General features: G+C 58.7%; 16 protein-coding genes and 1 pseudogene. 7 read left to right on the top strand and 10 right to left on the bottom strand.

Annotated features, from left to right (window positions below; all coding sequences use genetic code 11):
- Positions 1 to 126 precede the first annotated feature (126 nt).
- The 3 genes from JOH52_RS30600 to JOH52_RS30610 all read right to left on the bottom strand — a co-directional run bounded on the left by JOH52_RS30600 (position 127) and on the right by JOH52_RS30610 (position 1,368).
- On the bottom strand, positions 127 to 417 hold the full coding sequence (locus JOH52_RS30600; protein ID WP_014531932.1) for a type II toxin-antitoxin system RelE/ParE family toxin: 291 nt from the start codon (positions 415 to 417) through the stop codon (positions 127 to 129).
- A complete protein-coding gene (locus tag JOH52_RS30605) occupies positions 414 to 722 on the bottom strand; it encodes a type II toxin-antitoxin system RelB/DinJ family antitoxin (RefSeq protein ID WP_010967242.1) in 309 nt (102 codons plus the stop codon). The genes JOH52_RS30600 and JOH52_RS30605 overlap by 4 nt, the downstream gene beginning before the upstream one ends.
- A 385-nt stretch (positions 723 to 1,107) precedes the next feature.
- Positions 1,108 to 1,368: a hypothetical protein gene (locus JOH52_RS30610; RefSeq protein WP_013845025.1), complete on the bottom strand. Its 261-nt coding sequence runs from the start codon at positions 1,366 to 1,368 to the stop codon at positions 1,108 to 1,110.
- A 193-nt stretch (positions 1,369 to 1,561) separates the two neighbouring features.
- Between JOH52_RS30610 and JOH52_RS30615 the strand changes: the two genes are divergently transcribed.
- Positions 1,562 to 1,768, top strand: coding sequence for a CsbD family protein (locus JOH52_RS30615; protein WP_013845026.1), 207 nt, complete (start codon positions 1,562 to 1,564; stop codon positions 1,766 to 1,768).
- Between the two features lie 1,044 nt (positions 1,769 to 2,812).
- On the opposite strand, the gene JOH52_RS30620 is transcribed toward JOH52_RS30615, so the two are convergent.
- Positions 2,813 to 3,088 (bottom strand): hypothetical protein, encoded by a 276-nt coding sequence (locus JOH52_RS30620; RefSeq protein ID WP_014531159.1) that lies wholly within the window; start codon positions 3,086 to 3,088, stop codon positions 2,813 to 2,815.
- A gap of 549 nt (positions 3,089 to 3,637) precedes the next feature.
- Here JOH52_RS30620 and JOH52_RS30625 point away from each other — a divergent pair.
- Positions 3,638 to 4,060 (top strand): annotated as a pseudogene (locus tag JOH52_RS30625) (hypothetical protein); the annotation flags it as partial.
- Positions 4,061 to 4,435: 375 nt separating this feature from the next.
- Here the strand turns inward: JOH52_RS30625 and JOH52_RS30630 are convergent.
- The 3 genes from JOH52_RS30630 to JOH52_RS30640 form a co-directional block, all read right to left on the bottom strand.
- Positions 4,436 to 5,551 (bottom strand): AI-2E family transporter, encoded by a 1,116-nt coding sequence (locus JOH52_RS30630; RefSeq protein WP_192937090.1) that lies wholly within the window; start codon positions 5,549 to 5,551, stop codon positions 4,436 to 4,438.
- Positions 5,552 to 5,953: 402 nt separating this feature from the next.
- Positions 5,954 to 6,370, bottom strand: a complete 417-nt coding sequence (locus JOH52_RS30635; protein ID WP_014531152.1) for a DUF4112 domain-containing protein — start codon at positions 6,368 to 6,370, stop codon at positions 5,954 to 5,956.
- Positions 6,367 to 6,732 carry a DUF1810 family protein gene (locus JOH52_RS30640; protein WP_014531151.1) on the bottom strand — a complete coding sequence of 122 codons (366 nt, stop codon included), beginning with the start codon at positions 6,730 to 6,732 and terminating at the stop codon, positions 6,367 to 6,369. Before JOH52_RS30640 ends, JOH52_RS30635 begins: the two co-directional genes overlap by 4 nt.
- 293 nt (positions 6,733 to 7,025) lie before the next feature.
- Between JOH52_RS30640 and JOH52_RS30645 the strand changes: the two genes are divergently transcribed.
- The 3 genes from JOH52_RS30645 to JOH52_RS30655 all read left to right on the top strand — a co-directional run bounded on the left by JOH52_RS30645 (position 7,026) and on the right by JOH52_RS30655 (position 9,569).
- On the top strand, positions 7,026 to 7,313 hold the full coding sequence (locus JOH52_RS30645; RefSeq protein WP_017271827.1) for a hypothetical protein: 288 nt from the start codon (positions 7,026 to 7,028) through the stop codon (positions 7,311 to 7,313).
- Positions 7,314 to 8,124: 811 nt separating this feature from the next.
- Positions 8,125 to 9,186: a sensor histidine kinase gene (locus JOH52_RS30650; RefSeq protein WP_014531149.1), complete on the top strand. Its 1,062-nt coding sequence runs from the start codon at positions 8,125 to 8,127 to the stop codon at positions 9,184 to 9,186.
- A complete protein-coding gene (locus JOH52_RS30655) occupies positions 9,183 to 9,569 on the top strand; it encodes a response regulator (RefSeq protein ID WP_014531148.1) in 387 nt (128 codons plus the stop codon). The genes JOH52_RS30650 and JOH52_RS30655 overlap by 4 nt, the downstream gene beginning before the upstream one ends.
- A 338-nt stretch (positions 9,570 to 9,907) precedes the next feature.
- Here the strand turns inward: JOH52_RS30655 and JOH52_RS30660 are convergent, their stop codons facing one another.
- Positions 9,908 to 10,432, bottom strand: coding sequence for a dihydrofolate reductase family protein (locus tag JOH52_RS30660; RefSeq protein WP_013845034.1), 525 nt, complete (start codon positions 10,430 to 10,432; stop codon positions 9,908 to 9,910).
- Between the two features lie 45 nt (positions 10,433 to 10,477).
- On the opposite strand from JOH52_RS30660, the gene JOH52_RS30665 reads away from it, so the two are divergent.
- Positions 10,478 to 11,041, top strand: a complete 564-nt coding sequence (locus JOH52_RS30665; RefSeq protein WP_013845035.1) for a TetR/AcrR family transcriptional regulator — start codon at positions 10,478 to 10,480, stop codon at positions 11,039 to 11,041.
- A gap of 176 nt (positions 11,042 to 11,217) precedes the next feature.
- On the opposite strand, the gene JOH52_RS30670 is transcribed toward JOH52_RS30665, so the two are convergent.
- Entirely contained in the window at positions 11,218 to 11,850 is a 633-nt protein-coding gene (locus JOH52_RS30670; RefSeq protein ID WP_234826756.1) for a 3'-5' exonuclease, read from the bottom strand.
- On the opposite strand from JOH52_RS30670, the gene JOH52_RS36660 reads away from it, so the two are divergent.
- The gene (locus JOH52_RS36660) at positions 11,818 to 12,702 is read left to right on the top strand and encodes an RCC1 domain-containing protein (protein WP_100220003.1); all 885 of its coding nucleotides are present in this window, start codon (positions 11,818 to 11,820) and stop codon (positions 12,700 to 12,702) included. The genes JOH52_RS30670 and JOH52_RS36660 overlap by 33 nt on opposite strands.
- A gap of 126 nt (positions 12,703 to 12,828) precedes the next feature.
- Here JOH52_RS36660 and JOH52_RS30680 read toward each other — a convergent pair whose 3' ends face one another.
- The gene (locus JOH52_RS30680; protein WP_014531934.1) at positions 12,829 to 13,905 is read right to left on the bottom strand and encodes an ISAs1-like element ISRm21 family transposase; all 1,077 of its coding nucleotides are present in this window, start codon (positions 13,903 to 13,905) and stop codon (positions 12,829 to 12,831) included.
- Positions 13,906 to 14,011: the final 106 nt, after the last annotated feature.

Here is a 14,011-nt window from a genome sequence, read left to right on the forward strand (position 1 = left end):
GCCACAAGCATCTGCCGTGGAGATTTGAATCTTGGGCGCCTTGAACGGGATCGAACCTTCGACCTCTTGATAATCGGCGTGCCTAGGGAATTGCTGGGTCCCACGACGCGATGAATGAGGCTGCTTCTACCCGTCGTCGAGCTCGCTGGGCCACTTCTGGGCGCCGTGCAGGACACGCAGAATTCGAATTCTATCCTCCATTACCATGTAGGCTGCAATGTAGGTCCGAGGGATAACAAGCTCTCGAGTTGCGGCAATCCGGCCAGGGCGGCCGCTTTCCGGAAAATCAAGCAGACGACGTACCGCGCTGACGATCTCCTCGTCGACGTGGACCGCCGCCCTCGGATTCTCCCTTTCGATGTAACTGAAGATGGTGTCGCGATCGTCAAGCGCATATCGCGCCCAGACGAGCCTCATCGATCACCCGCCGCAGCCTTGCGCAAAGCTGCCGCCCGGCGCTCTCGAAAGTGCGCATCGGCGTCGGCATCGTCGACGTCGGGTCGGGTATCCTCGAGTGCCCGCAACACTTTGGCGCGGAACCAAGCGTCGTGCGCCTCGCTGTGGCTGAAGAGTTCCAGCGGCAGGGCGCCCTCATTCGCCGTCCGAGTTAACAGGATTCGAACAGCGTCCGAGACCGTCAGACCCATGTTCTCTAAAACCGCCGTGGCGCGCTCTTTGACCTCGGCATCGATTCGAGTCTGAACAAGTGCATTTGAAGCCATATGCAATCTCCTTCATCGCCAATGTAATGCACATGCACGACAAATTCTAGAGCCGCCGCAACTGTCTCATGGCCGAATCACCGACTCGGGCCGGCGACAACGCCGTTCCTGTTGATACATTATGCGATCTGTTGAGCACGGAACGAGAACACCCCTGGTGGTCAGCCTACTTTCATCCATCTGTCAGCACCCGGGTGGGCACGTCCTCAGTGGACAGGAAGCCGATTGGCCACGAAGCGGCGCAATACGTTGCTTGCAAATTGGGTGATAGATAACAACCGCATACATCCGCTCATCGCGAGCGGGGGCGCCGCTCGGCCTATGCGGGTAGATCGATGCCATGTGGGCGGCTGCCGCCTTGCGATCAGTTATTCGATCGCGTGAATCAACGAAGCCCGGAAAATTTCCGCTGCTCCCGAATGTAAGCGATTGCAGCAGCTTCTAGGCTTCTGCACTCCTCCTCGGATTTAATCAGGGTCTCGTCGTCTTTCTCGGCTGAGCATCGAAGAACGTCGCGCCGCAAACACGCATGCTCGTAGGCCTCGCAGAGCGTTAGAAACGCGCGGTTTTCCATCATCCACGCGCTACGACGCAGATCTGGGGCTGCCAAAAGCAGCCGCGCCATCCCTGCCTTCTTCACATCCATATTGGACCGCTCGGCACCGGTTCAAGGGCAGCATCTGCCAAGAAACCCATGTCTCTGATGAAAAGTTCCTCAAACGCGATATTCGAAGAACGCCGAAACGGCAGGCTCAGTTTACGGGGAAATCGAACCTAAGCGGCCGTCGCGAGTTTTATGGACATGGGTGTCTGATCAGGAATCACCCAGGAGGAAAAAGATGGATTGGAATCGCGTTGAAGGAAACTGGAAACAGATAAAGGGCAAGATCAAAGAGCAGTGGGGCGAACTCACTGACGATGATCTTGATCAAATCGCAGGCAATCGCGACCAGCTCGAGGGCAAGATCCAAGAGCGCTATGGCATCGAGAAAGATCGAGCGCGCCGCGATCTGGACGACTGGTACAGCCGACAGAGATGGGACTGAATAATCCCAATCCTTCGGAAGTTCAGCCCCGCGCCAGCGGGGCCTTTTTATTGTCCATAACCGACACTTCCTCCAGTTAAACTGTGACGGTCGCTTTGGGCCAGGTCCGGGACGAGGCTGGCCTGCAACAATTCAGTAGAGGATACGTTTCTTCACCAGGGGTGCACAAAAGGAGGATGGCGATGCGTCCTGCCGAACGCGTCAAGATTATAGAATGGATTTCATCCATAGCGGCTGTTGGATTGCTGGCATTGCTAGTAAATGCGGTGCTGGGTTGATTGAAGCTTCGCTTTTCATTGCCGACCTGGCGCTCGCGAATGAGCTCCACGCGCAGGCACCGCGCTAGGTCGAGGCCCCCTAAAAAAAGACCGCCAACGAGGTTCCACGGGCGGTCATCGCGGCCAGCTTTAAAGCTCTGATCCTGCGCGCTCCTTTGCCTCTCCAGTCGTAATCCATCTGGTCACCTTGGCGGTGAGATTGGCCGCCTCGGCGGCCTCCAGCCGCCTTCGTGTGAGCGCCAGCCCCAGGCGAGGCCAGCCGCCAGAAGCGCCCGACCTCTAACCGCCTCTCCTCGTACGAGACGGCTGAAAGAACTTACCGCCTAACCCCTGCTCAGGGCCATTAGCCCATCCGTCGTAATCCCGCCACTCAGGCACAATCAGGAGAAATCGATGGCGTACGGCCCCAAGCAGTCTCAGAGGTGTTTCGCCGACATGCACGAGCGTGAAGGGCACGCTGAAGTGCGATTCCGCAGCTTCCGCAAGATCGATAGTATGGTCTAGCGCATCACAGTCACCGAGCAGTCGTCGACGAATACGGCGTTTCGATCAAGGACCGCGGACGCTTCTCAGACAACAGGTGATCTAAAAGTTACGCGGGAAATCTTCCGGCTCATAGAAGGCGGCACATGCGGCGAAATTGTAAAGGCAGCGCCCGCGGCGAGGCAGGGCCTGCCTGCTCAGGTCGGCTCCAGCAGTTGGAGGGGACGTTTTAAGAAGCCGACATGAGTTCGCGCTGAGCATCGCAACTCGCTAGCGACCGCGCCTAACTCCTCAGTTTCCACATCGTTCCGAAGAATTCCGGTTCGGTCCACCACCTCGTGGGCGCGGGGCTGCCGTCGTCTGCGCCGGCTGGGTCTTCGTCATCGGGCAGCCAGCCCTGCCAGCCATTTCCCAGCGCATCCTGCGCCTGCTGCCCGTCGAGGCGGCTGGCCAACTGCTGGAGCAGCTGGCGCTCCGAAATGCCGCTCTCCGGCGCTAGGTACGCGGCTATGTCCCTCTGGTAATCCCGAATCAGCTTTCTCATCTTTTCTGAACTCATTTCGGTGACCACTCCCTTTGAACAGCAAACCCCGCGGCTGTGGCGGGGCTTGTTCTGTCCGGGACAGCCCGTTCAGGACAGAACATGATACTCCGGGCTGTCGTACTTCAATGCACAACTTGCTGGAGTAACGTTGGTTCCGCACCTAACTCTTAAGGATTATCGACGTTTGACGCTTCGAAGAGGCCGGCGTCCGCTGCCCGACCGGCTCCTCAGACTACGAGCCAAGCCAGGACGAACAGCGCAATGATAACGAGGAGGATCATGATACCAGCGACGTTGAGCGAGTGCATACGGCCTGCCTCTGTCTTTGCAAGTGAACCTTGCAGGCGACGGTATGTTCCGCATGGAGACTTCAAAGGCCCTGCAAAGTCACCAAGGGCCGGCCAAAAATGCGAGTGCCCGGGTGCGGGTCGACACGGCCACTGCTAACAGGTTTGGGGACCTGATTGCCGATTGGCTCGGCATGATAGGAATCCGCTGGACGCCGAGGCTGCCTTCGCGTGACGCAGGAACATTCTCGCGGCAATCTGCCTGTAAACTTGGCGCGCCGGAGGCGGCGTGGTCGGCCTTCTAACGGGGCTCGAGCTAATGGCAATCCTCGGAGTTGGGCCTGTGGTGGCCGCCGGATGGCTTGCGGCAACCGCCGCCGGTGCTGTAGCGGGCGCGGTGGCCGGCGGCGCGGCCGGAGGTTTGATCGGTGCGCTGACCGATTCCGGAGTCGATGAAGAGGATGCCCATGTCTTCGCCAAGGGCGTTCGGCGCGGAGGCACTTTCGTGACAGCAAGGGTGGACGACACTCTTGCGCCTGAAGCACAAGCAATACTGCAGGACCTGAACCGCTTTGACCCTGCCGCGCGGTGGGGCGTCTTTGCGCAAGAAGAATGGACGCGTTTTGACGAAAATGCCGACCCTTACACGCTCGAAGCGGTACCGCTCTATGATACCGTAACGGCATCGAAAGATTGGTGACGGCGCCGATGGGCGCCTTCACCGATGTCTCACCGGAAGCTCCATGGAACCAACCTCCCTGCGGAACGTTGCCGTAGCACCCGTGCAGAGCGATGCAGACGGCGGGACTGGAGGAGGTCCAGATGGATATCACCACGCTTTTAATTATTGTTCTTATCGTTCTCCTCCTAGGTGGCGGCTGGTACGGCCGAGGACGCTGGTATTAATCGGAACCTGAAGGGCCCGGTCTACCGTGGTGGCCAGGAACTCCGACGTCGAATATTCGTCTGGCAGTGCCCGGCAAATCAACAGCATTGGAGCCGACCGGCGGTTTGTGACGGCGGGCAATCCGCTCCGGGCGAGGCGCGCTCACGAAGCGCCGCGGCACCAACGAAGTTAGCCCCCCTGGCGCGGTCCCGAACGCTGATCTCGCCCCGTTGAAGAGGACGGAGGTTGTCTTCGCTCTTCAAGCTCCGCCGCGATCCACTCGCGAAATAGGCTGTAGGCAACCGCCAGCAGCGTGGGCCCGAGGAAAAGGCCGATGAGGCCGAAGGCCAGGACGCCACCGATTAAACCGAAGAGCCCCAGCAAAACGGGTAAGTTGGTATTTCTCCCGAGGAGATACGGTCTCAGGAAATTGTCGATACTGCTAACAAGAAGTAGGCCCCAAATCGCGACGAAGATGCCCCACCAGACTGATTCCTGCATGAAAAGCCACAGCGCGACAGGTCCCCATACAAAGGGAGGCCCCGCCGGCACGAACGACAGAACAAATGTCAGGCATCCGAGCAACAACGCCTGGGGCACACCGGCGATCCAGAAACCTACGCCGGCCAGGAGGCCTTGGGCCAGGGCTGTGCCGATGAGGCCATAAACAACGCCCGTCACTGTCACTCCAACCACGCTAAGCAATCTTCGAGCGCGGGCTCCCGCCACCCGTTCCGCGATCTGACGGGTAAGGGCAGTCATGCGCCGCCCGTGCAAGAATAAGAAAAAGCCGATGAAGATACTTAACGCGAGTTCGAGAAGACCGGCGCCAAACAGCGTTCCCCCAATCAGAGCGACATCGGCGAAAGGGCCGATCACCTTCTTCAGCTCGATGGTGAAGGCCGGCGCGTTGTGTGCCAAGCCCTCCCAATAAGTAGCCAAGCCCTCACCGGCGATGGGTAGCCCCCTCACCCAATCCGGCGGCGCCGGCGGGCCCTGTTCGAGGACATTGGTGACCCCTGCCACCAAGCTACTGATATTGTCCGCGAGTGTCGTTGCCAGCAATGCAAGCGGTGCGACGATGACAACGACGACCAGCACTGTCATGGCGGCCGCGGCGAGTGCCCGATAGCCGCCGACGGCTCGCTCAAACAATCTGTAGGCGGGCCATGTCGAGAAACATATCACAGCCGCCCACAGAATGGCGGATAGGAAGGGCCAAAGCACTAGGGTACAGCCGATCGCCAGCAAACCCAGTGCGCCGAACGCAAGAAGTTGCCCAATCAGTTTGCCCTGTGTAACCATCGACATTGCTCATGTTGCGCACCCTACCCGCACAATGCGGAAATGACGGCCGAGTTTCCACCTAGAAACGGCACACTTTTGGGAGGTCCTTGAAGCTAATGCGTTTACCGCGAACTGTCGAGCAACACAAAGTCACCAACGAGATCACCCCCTTTAAGTGGGGCATTCGTCCCAAAGGAAAACAATAAACCCGCGATTGTTGCCGCAGCTTCGCTTTCGGTACTCTCTACACGTTTAGCACAGAGCTCGACCGATCCCGAAACGCCCCAGACCTTATGCATCGTGCCCTCGAAACCAAGCTGGTTAAGAGTCTTCGAAGCTTGTGTTAAGGACCTACGCGAAATCCAGGACAATGCCGCGGTGTTCGATATCGCCACGCTTGGCGATCGCAGCTGACCGGCGTTACCGGTCGAGGTCGGCATGGTCGAGGCCGAAGTGATCCAGAACAAGCTGAAGATTGCGGCGATTGGATTTGAAGTAGACGTCGAAGACATCGCCAAGCACCGGCACACTTCCCGCAACCGTGTCAAAACCGACATTGACCAGCATCTTTACGAGCTTGTCGTTCGGCACGCCGAGACGCCGAGCCTCGTTGACGATGATGAGACTGACGGCGGCGGCCGCAAAATCGCCGACGCCGGGGATCAGGCCAAGGACCGAGTCAGCCCCGAGCGACATGCGTGTACCGGGAATTCGGAGCGCCGTATCCATCAGCCGCGCCAGTCCGCGTATCCGGCGAAGACGCGTGAGCTGTTCGATGGGTATGTTGGACTTCTTCATTCTTTTTGTGTGGTCTCCGCCCCGCGATTCAAATGTCATGCGGCAGCCTTGTGCTTGCCAAGCCGCTTGATGGCCTGCTCATGCGGGCGCTGTCCATCGCAGTATTCCTCCCATGCGCTTGCCTTCGCCAGAAGCGCCGGGACGGTGCGGACGGTAAAGCGCTTCGGGTCAAGATTGGATTGGACCTGCGTCCACGGGAGATAAGCCCGAGCCTCCTCGATAGAGCCGATGCCGTAGAAGTTCGCGGTGGGAGACCGTCCAAGCGCACGCAGTTGCGGGAAGATGAACCACATCCAACGGGTTTCCTTGCGGCCGGCCCTCAGCTCAGCAAGGACCGTCTCGAAGACGAGGTCTTGTGCTGCAACGAAGCGAGAAAGCTCGAAAGGATCGTCCTCTGCCATCGATCGTCCTTTCGATGATGATGTCAGATCGGTGCGGCCGCTAGCAGAACCGCGACGGGCACCGTTATTGCTGACGCGCTGATCGCTACCGCCGCGGCAAGCCTAACCAGGCGTGCGCTTTGCGCGCGCCGAGAATCTTATTCATACGCCAACTCCCTTCGAAGCCCAGAACAGCATGCGGAGGCGGGAGAGTCCATTCCTTCTTGAGCGTGCGTAATCTCGCGAGCGCTCGCCATTGCAAAGCGCCCCGCGGCTCTTATCTTTTCACGAGGAGGTCAACGGAGAAGCGGGCAATGAAGGAACTCGTCATCAACATCGTGTCGGAAGATATGGCCGAAATCGTGGTGCCGAGCGGAAACAATGGCCGGCTCCGATGCTCGGTCGTCTGCCTCTGTTGCCAGCGGGCCGACCAGCCGATGGACGACGATGGCTGCGGCATTTGCGATGCGTGCCTCGACTTGCCTGTTCGCGCAATGGATGCCTTGGACGGTCTTGATTACCGACGCCATTCCCCCATCTATCGCCCACTACCCGTAATCAATGACTACCTGCAGCGATGGAACTCTGTCGCGCGTTCGTAAGTCGTCCGGGTCCGAAGGGCGCTCCCCGAAAGTGTCGAGCGCCCTTCGTCATTTCGGGAGGGGTCGACGACGCTGCGACGATAATTTGACTTCCCGTTGCTGTGCACCAGATCAGCACCGTTGTCCGTCTTAAGCAGATGGACCGTGGAGGTACGAGCAGCCCCCGCTGCATCGAATCTCCCATAGACATGCATGTAGGAAACGATACCCTGGATGTCGATCCCTCTTGCTCAGGATGAAATAGCACCAATTCCATCGCCGGGAAAAACTGTCGCCCTAGCAAGACGCTCTCAATTCGCGAGCATGCGTCAGCCGAGTGATTTCCGCCATACCGATCTCGGCCGCCGCCATTATTCCACGGACAAACGCGAGCGATCTCGTGGCGGATGCCCGCCATTCGCCAAGGCAAATTGAGTCAACACATCCATTCCTAGTCGCGAAAAGTCCCGCCCGACCGGACAACAGATATTGCATTCGCAACTGCCTTGTTGTGCGATCATTCAACGATAAAACTTGATAGTACCGGGCATGACAGAATGGACGGCAAGAGGAAACTGCTATGCAGGGCTCCTCAGCCGGCTACGGTCTCACGCGGCCTTGCCTGAAGCCTCAAGCCCGACGGGCAGTCGGAAATCGAGGGGGCCCGCCCAGCGTTCGTTGCCCACTGAGATCCCTCCCACGAGAGATAGCGTGGTACGATTACCCATCAGGCGTGTTAAAGTCCTCTAGTCGAGCCTGCCCTGCGGGGCTTGTCGGCAGTGCCGCCGAGCAATGACTCGCTCCGTGAGTCTCCGGCCCTGAGGGCCATTTCATGTCAACCACCCCGACTGTGCATTTCGAAGCGGCAAGTACTCTTGCCGTCGTGGTCTCGTCCCACGAACCTCTGCTTTTCCTGTCCGACGACCTGAAAATCATCGCAGCGAGCGCCTCATTCTGCCGGGCCTTCGACATAGACCCCACGTCAGTTCCCGGCAAAAAGCTCGGCGAACTCGGACAGGGGGAATGGGCGATGCCCAAGCTTGAGTCACTCCTAAAAGCTACAGCCTCGCGAAGTGCGGACATTCAAGCCTATGAAATAGACCTAAAGCGGCCGAACCGCGGCACACGGCAGTTGGTCGTCAATGCACAGACGCTTGATGATGGTGACGTCGAACATATTCGCCTTCTTGTGGCCGTGACGGACGTGACCGATGCGCGCGCAGAGGCGCGACTGAAAGACGACCTGGCCCGCGACAAGGCCATCCTGCTGCAGGAAGTTCAACACAGGGTCGCCAACAGTCTCCAGATCATTGCAAGTGTTCTGATGCAGAGCGCACGGCGGGTTCAGTCGGAGGAAGCGCGTGGCCATCTTCACAACGCCCATCACCGGGTGATGTCGATTGCGGCTCTCCAGCGACAGCTTTCCACGTCGCCGGGCGGCAGCGTCGAACTCCGCACATATTTGAAGCAGCTTTGCCAAAGCCTCGGTGCATCGATGATAGCTGACCCTAGCCGGCTGTCGATCCACGTTTCGGCCGACGACAGCGCAGTGGAAGCGGATGTTTCCGTCAGCTTAGGACTTATCGTGACCGAGTTGGTCATCAATGCCTTGAAACACGCCTTTCCCGACGAGCGGACCGGCACAGTCATGATTGACTATCGATCCTCCGGCAGAGACTGGACCCTCGCGGTTGCCGACAACGGCATCGGCATGGCTGCAGGGCGCGACGCACCCAAGGCGGGCTTGGGAACCGGCATTGTGGAGGCGCTCGTCAAGAACCTGGACGGCGAGATCACGTTGAGCGATGCAGGTCCCGGCACCATGGTCACAATCGGCCATCAAGAAAGCGCTGGGTTCCAAGCAAATCTTTCTCCATTCGTATATGCCAGGTGAACGATCCGGTCATCCTGGTCGTCGAAGACAGTGCGCTGATCCGGATGGGTGCGATCGATCTGGTGCTGCATGCAGGTTACGAAGCGCTTGAGGCATGTGACGCAGACGAGGCAATTCGCATACTCGAAGTGCGAAATGACATCGATCTGGTTTTCACAGATGTCCAGATGCCGGGCACGATGGACGGCATCAAACTATCCCACTACATCCGGGACCGTTGGCCACCGGTAAAACTGATCGTCGCCTCCGGTGCAACAATTCTAGAGGAGAGCTTGCTCCCTTCGGGAAGCCAATTCTTCTCCAAGCCCTATGAGAACCACACAATCACAGATGCTATGGCACGTCTCCTCTTACCGGAAAGTTCGCGCGCGCCGACCGCTTGAACCGGCGTCGACGACAGGATGCAGACAGCAGGCTGCTCGAAGCCTCATCCAGCCATGTCGCACCGGGTCCAGAGCCTCCGGCACGATCGTGTTCGATGGGTGTTGCGTGACCGTTTGTGGCTAATTGGGTACCATGCCTTTCAAGGCTGCGCGTCATTCCATCGAATCTAAAATTCGATGGCAAAGTGCGAGCGGCACACCCCTTACGGTCAAGTGACAGCTTCACTGGCTATCCTGTCTGCCAAACAACAGGTAGCGCTCCCGTTGAATTTGAGAATCACAGAGCCGAAGAGCGGATTCGTGCGAACATCCAGCTTCGTCAACCCTCCCCTTCACTATCACAGACGATAATGAAGCCGAACGCAGCCCTTGTCGATCGGCATCGCGCTAATCAGCGTCGGGCTTGCTCGTAAACCGGTGAGGGGGAACAGCGGCAAACCGGACCCCAGTATCTCCGGGATAACATAGATTTCGATCTCATCAAGTGCGCCTCGCTGCATGAAGGACATCTGCAACTGACCGCCGCCCAGCATCCAGACGTCGCCGTCATCAAACGCGCGAAGTTCGGAGATCAGTGCATCAACATCGTTGCGAGTTTCAAGCGGCCCCTTCGGATTGTCCATCGGCCGAGAAGTGACCACGAACACTCGCTGATCTCCATAAGCCCACGGCGACGGCTCGTTGGCAATAAAGTCATAAGTGCCGCGGCCCATGACCACAGTACGGATCCGCTTTAGAAACCGGCGATAATCGTGCTCTCCCAGGTCCATGTCGTCATACTTGTAGAGCCAATCGAGCGAGCCGTCGCCGGAGACGATTAGCCCGTCAAGGCTCGCCGCGATATATCCCAAGATCTTAGCCATCAGCACCTCCTTGCCGAATAAGTAAACGTATGTTTATATATTTCGATGCCGAGGCACAAGAAGATTTCCGATGAGCAGGTCCTCGATGATCTGTATGAACCTATTCTCAAGTTTGGACCTGACGGGCTGACATTCGCGCTGTCAGCCCAAGCCTGCGGGCTGTCCGCGGCGACACTGGTCCAACGATATGGCAGCCGCTTGGATCTCGTCGAGGCCGTCTTGCTGCGAGCATGGGACAAGTTGGAGGCTGAGACAGCCGCGGCCGATGCCGAGGAAGCGTTGACCCCCGAGGGTGCCATAGACTTCCTCATCCGTTTAATGCCGCCACACGACGCCGAGCGCAATACCGCGAACGGACTACTGCTGTTGAGAGAGGACATCCGCAATCGCAACCTGCGGGCTCGAGGTGCGAGGTGGGGGCAAACCCTCGCCACCGCCTTGGGCCGTCGCCTTTCCAGCGATAGAGAAGAAGCGGAAAGGCTCGGCTGGTTGATGGCCGCTGTCTGGCAGGGCGCGCATACATGGTGGGCATTCAACCGCAATGGCACAGCAGAGCAGGCAATTCGACGCGTGCTTGAAGAATGGCTGACCTCCATGCATAAGGCTTAGACGCATCCGCCCTGTATCTGAAGGGGCGGTGAGCTCGTCTGCTATGCGCCAAAAGCTGCCAAGCGACACGGCGACAGCGCCGTCCCTGTTGATACATTATGCGATCCTAAACGCACAAGGCGGGAACATCGAACGAACAAGCCCTAGTTGAAGGTTGAAGACGCAGCTGCCGCGCCTTAGCGCCTTCTTCGCAATTTGGGAGCTGACCGCACGGGACCTCGCTCAATCCGACCGCAATCCGGAAACTGATTACACTCATAAAACACCGAACCCTCCCGATTCCGTATCTCGACGATCTGCCCCACCAGGCAGGTGGGACATTGCTGCAGGGCGGTCCCTTCGGTCGTCTCGAACCGGATCTCATCGCCGGCGATCTCGCAGAGTTCCCGAATGTATCGAGATGGCTGGCGGCTGCCCGTAAAAAGGAACACGCCTCGGCTGGCATGTGTTAGCGCGACATAGAACAGGGGCCTTTCTTCAGCGTACGCGAACTTTTCGGGGCGAGGAATCACCAAGTTGAGCAGTTCATCGTCCTCAATGCGGCTCGGTACACCGTAATTGCCCTGGCTGACATCAAGCAGGATCGTATAGTCCGCTTCGAGCCCCTTCGCCCGATCATGGTCGATGCTACCATCGTCAAGGTCCACCGCCACGGCCAAGGCGCAAAAGGGGGACTCAGAGCCAGGCCATGGGCCGTTCCAAGGGCGGCATGACGACCAAAATCCACCTTCGGCGCTGGCCAGACGGACACGCAGTCTTCGAACCCGATCACCTTCGTGGTTACCGCAAAGGAAGTTGTCGGACTCCATGAAGGCGTAAAATCCCTAAGCCTCGGGTACTACTCATCATGCGCCCTGATGGTCGACGGAACTGCCAAGTGTTGGGGTGAAAATGGAGGTCCAACTTATCGGCTACTCGCCACTGGCAGCACGGCGGAGTTCGTGACGACGCCGGAGACGGTGACACAGTCAGGGATTGTTCTCCACTCTCGCGGCCTCAGTAGCTCCTGCTTTGTCCTGAGCAAGGAGGTCCGTTGCACCGACAATACCGGAGCCAAGAAGTTGGTCAGCGGCCTAAGCACAGGCATCTCGGAAATCTCCTCAGGGTACGCACACCAGTGCGTCCGCATGAACTCTGGAGAGGTTCGTTGCTGGGGCGTTGGTAGAGCTGGTCAGCTTGGAAACGGGGGGACATCCTTCAGCAGTACACCTGTCGTCGCCACGGGCGTTTCGAATGCGGTCCAGGTGTCCGCGATGAATGACTTCACCTGTGCATTGACACAGGCCGGAGCGGTTATGTGCTGGGGAACGGGATATGGCGCGACACCGGCAGTGGTTCCAGGCTTGGAAAGCGGCGTGAGTGCTATCACGACGGGGCATGCTGCTTCGAACCTCTGTGTTATCATGCAAAACGGCGGCGTGAAATGTAAAGGAAACGGCACCGCTGGGCAGCTGGGCAACGGCCAAAACAAGAGTTTGAATGTGATGGTCGATGTCATCGGATTGGAGGCTCCGGCGATCTCGTTGTCCACTTCGCTCGCGAGCAGCTGCGTGGTTCTGTCCAATGGTAAGACGCTATGCTGGGGCAACAACGGAAACGGCCGTCTCGGCGTAGGCGATACGGCGAATAGGAACGTACCAACGCCGGTGGTGCTGCCGTGAAGATCAAGGAGGCGGCGAGACAGAGTTATCGCCGCCGCCGCCTTGATCTCGCCCGTGCCCGCATTTGTGTTCCTCGAAGTAAGGTGCTTTCGTCAACCACTCGCTGACCTCCCCCTGAAGGCAGGGCTATCGCATATGAGCGATAAGAGAAGTGAGGAATTGGTCATCCCAGCCCGCCTTTTTGATTTTCCGGCGGATGGAAGCCTTGTCGGGGTGAGATCGCAAGAGGTTGAGAGCGATCTTGCGCAAGAAGGCAATGTTCTGAGGGCCGTTGTCCTTGCGGTTTCTGGCGGCGTCCTCGCGGAAGTGGACATCCAGAACCCAATGCAGTTTGTTTTCGATTTGCCAATGGGTTCTTACAACCTCGATCAGCGCGCTCGGCGACATGGTGGTGGAGAGCAGGAAGTAGCGGACATGGCTGGTCAAATGGCCGTTGGTATGACGGCTTGTGGTCTCGACGCAGCCGATGGCCTGCAGGCCCGGAAAGTTGATGTCGTCGACAGCCACAACGCTGGCGCGGCGTGTCTCGGTGCGGTCATGGGCAGTCTCGGCTGCAATCTGGATGCTCTCGACGTGGTCGGCGTCCTCGATGCGGGCGAGCGCCTGGGCCAAGAGGCCGGGCTGGTTGGCCTTGAGTGCCAGAGCATAATCGCCGCCGGCAGCGAGGATGGCGCGGGCGGTGTCGGGCCGGCAATGCAGGGCATCGGCGGTGACGATAGAGCCCTCCAGTGCCAGCAGCGCGAGCGCATCGAGAGCCCCTTGCACCTCATTGCGGCCCGGCGCGAGCTTTTGGCCGACGACCAGACCGGGACCGGCAGCCCAGACATTGACGAAGTGGAGTGGCGTGGCCTTGGCGGCGCGCCGGTAGGCACCGCGCACCGCCTTTCCATCGATTGCTACCACCCCTTCGAGACCCTGCGCAAAGCTCGCCGTGAGACGGCGAAAGGCCGCATCAAAGGCATCCGGATCGAGATGGCGGAAGACGGTGGAGAAGGTGTCATGGCTGGGAATGCCATAGGGCAGCGGCACGATTGTCTTCAGCCATTTCTTCTTGGCAACGCCGAAATCGGCCATATCGGTACAGCTTTCCGCACCGCAGACAATCGCCGCAACGGCAATGAACAGGATCGACGTCAACGGATGGCGCGCATTGCGACCGCGCGGATCGGGCAAATCTTCAAAGCAAGCGGCAAATCTACTCATCGAGACCTCCAAGTCAGCGGAGAACTCCAAGAATCGATTTGCCGCAACAAAACAACCGCTTATTTGCTAAATGCGATTCCCCTGCCCCTGAAGGGAGGATTGCGCT

This window comes from Sinorhizobium meliloti, from assembly GCF_017876815.1.
In the GTDB taxonomy this organism is placed as follows: Bacteria; Pseudomonadota; Alphaproteobacteria; order Rhizobiales; family Rhizobiaceae; genus Sinorhizobium; species Sinorhizobium meliloti.

Excerpts from the sequence above, each read along its gene's own strand:
- JOH52_RS30600 (WP_014531932.1), bottom strand. The coding sequence starts at position 417 with ATGAGGCTCGTCTGGGCGCGATATGCGCTTGACGATCGCGACACCATC.
- JOH52_RS30605 (WP_010967242.1), bottom strand. The coding sequence starts at position 722 with ATGGCTTCAAATGCACTTGTTCAGACTCGAATCGATGCCGAGGTCAAA.
- JOH52_RS30610 (WP_013845025.1), bottom strand. The coding sequence starts at position 1,368 with ATGGATGTGAAGAAGGCAGGGATGGCGCGGCTGCTTTTGGCAGCCCCA.
- JOH52_RS30615 (WP_013845026.1), top strand. The coding sequence starts at position 1,562 with ATGGATTGGAATCGCGTTGAAGGAAACTGGAAACAGATAAAGGGCAAG.
- JOH52_RS30620 (WP_014531159.1), bottom strand. The coding sequence starts at position 3,088 with ATGAGTTCAGAAAAGATGAGAAAGCTGATTCGGGATTACCAGAGGGAC.
- JOH52_RS30630 (WP_192937090.1), bottom strand. The coding sequence starts at position 5,551 with ATGGTTACACAGGGCAAACTGATTGGGCAACTTCTTGCGTTCGGCGCA.
- JOH52_RS30635 (WP_014531152.1), bottom strand. The coding sequence starts at position 6,370 with ATGACATTTGAATCGCGGGGCGGAGACCACACAAAAAGAATGAAGAAG.
- JOH52_RS30640 (WP_014531151.1), bottom strand. The coding sequence starts at position 6,732 with ATGGCAGAGGACGATCCTTTCGAGCTTTCTCGCTTCGTTGCAGCACAA.
- JOH52_RS30645 (WP_017271827.1), top strand. The coding sequence starts at position 7,026 with ATGAAGGAACTCGTCATCAACATCGTGTCGGAAGATATGGCCGAAATC.
- JOH52_RS30650 (WP_014531149.1), top strand. The coding sequence starts at position 8,125 with ATGTCAACCACCCCGACTGTGCATTTCGAAGCGGCAAGTACTCTTGCC.
- JOH52_RS30660 (WP_013845034.1), bottom strand. The coding sequence starts at position 10,432 with ATGGCTAAGATCTTGGGATATATCGCGGCGAGCCTTGACGGGCTAATC.
- JOH52_RS30665 (WP_013845035.1), top strand. The coding sequence starts at position 10,478 with ATGCCGAGGCACAAGAAGATTTCCGATGAGCAGGTCCTCGATGATCTG.
- JOH52_RS30670 (WP_234826756.1), bottom strand. The coding sequence starts at position 11,850 with ATGGAGTCCGACAACTTCCTTTGCGGTAACCACGAAGGTGATCGGGTT.
- JOH52_RS30680 (WP_014531934.1), bottom strand. The coding sequence starts at position 13,905 with ATGAGTAGATTTGCCGCTTGCTTTGAAGATTTGCCCGATCCGCGCGGT.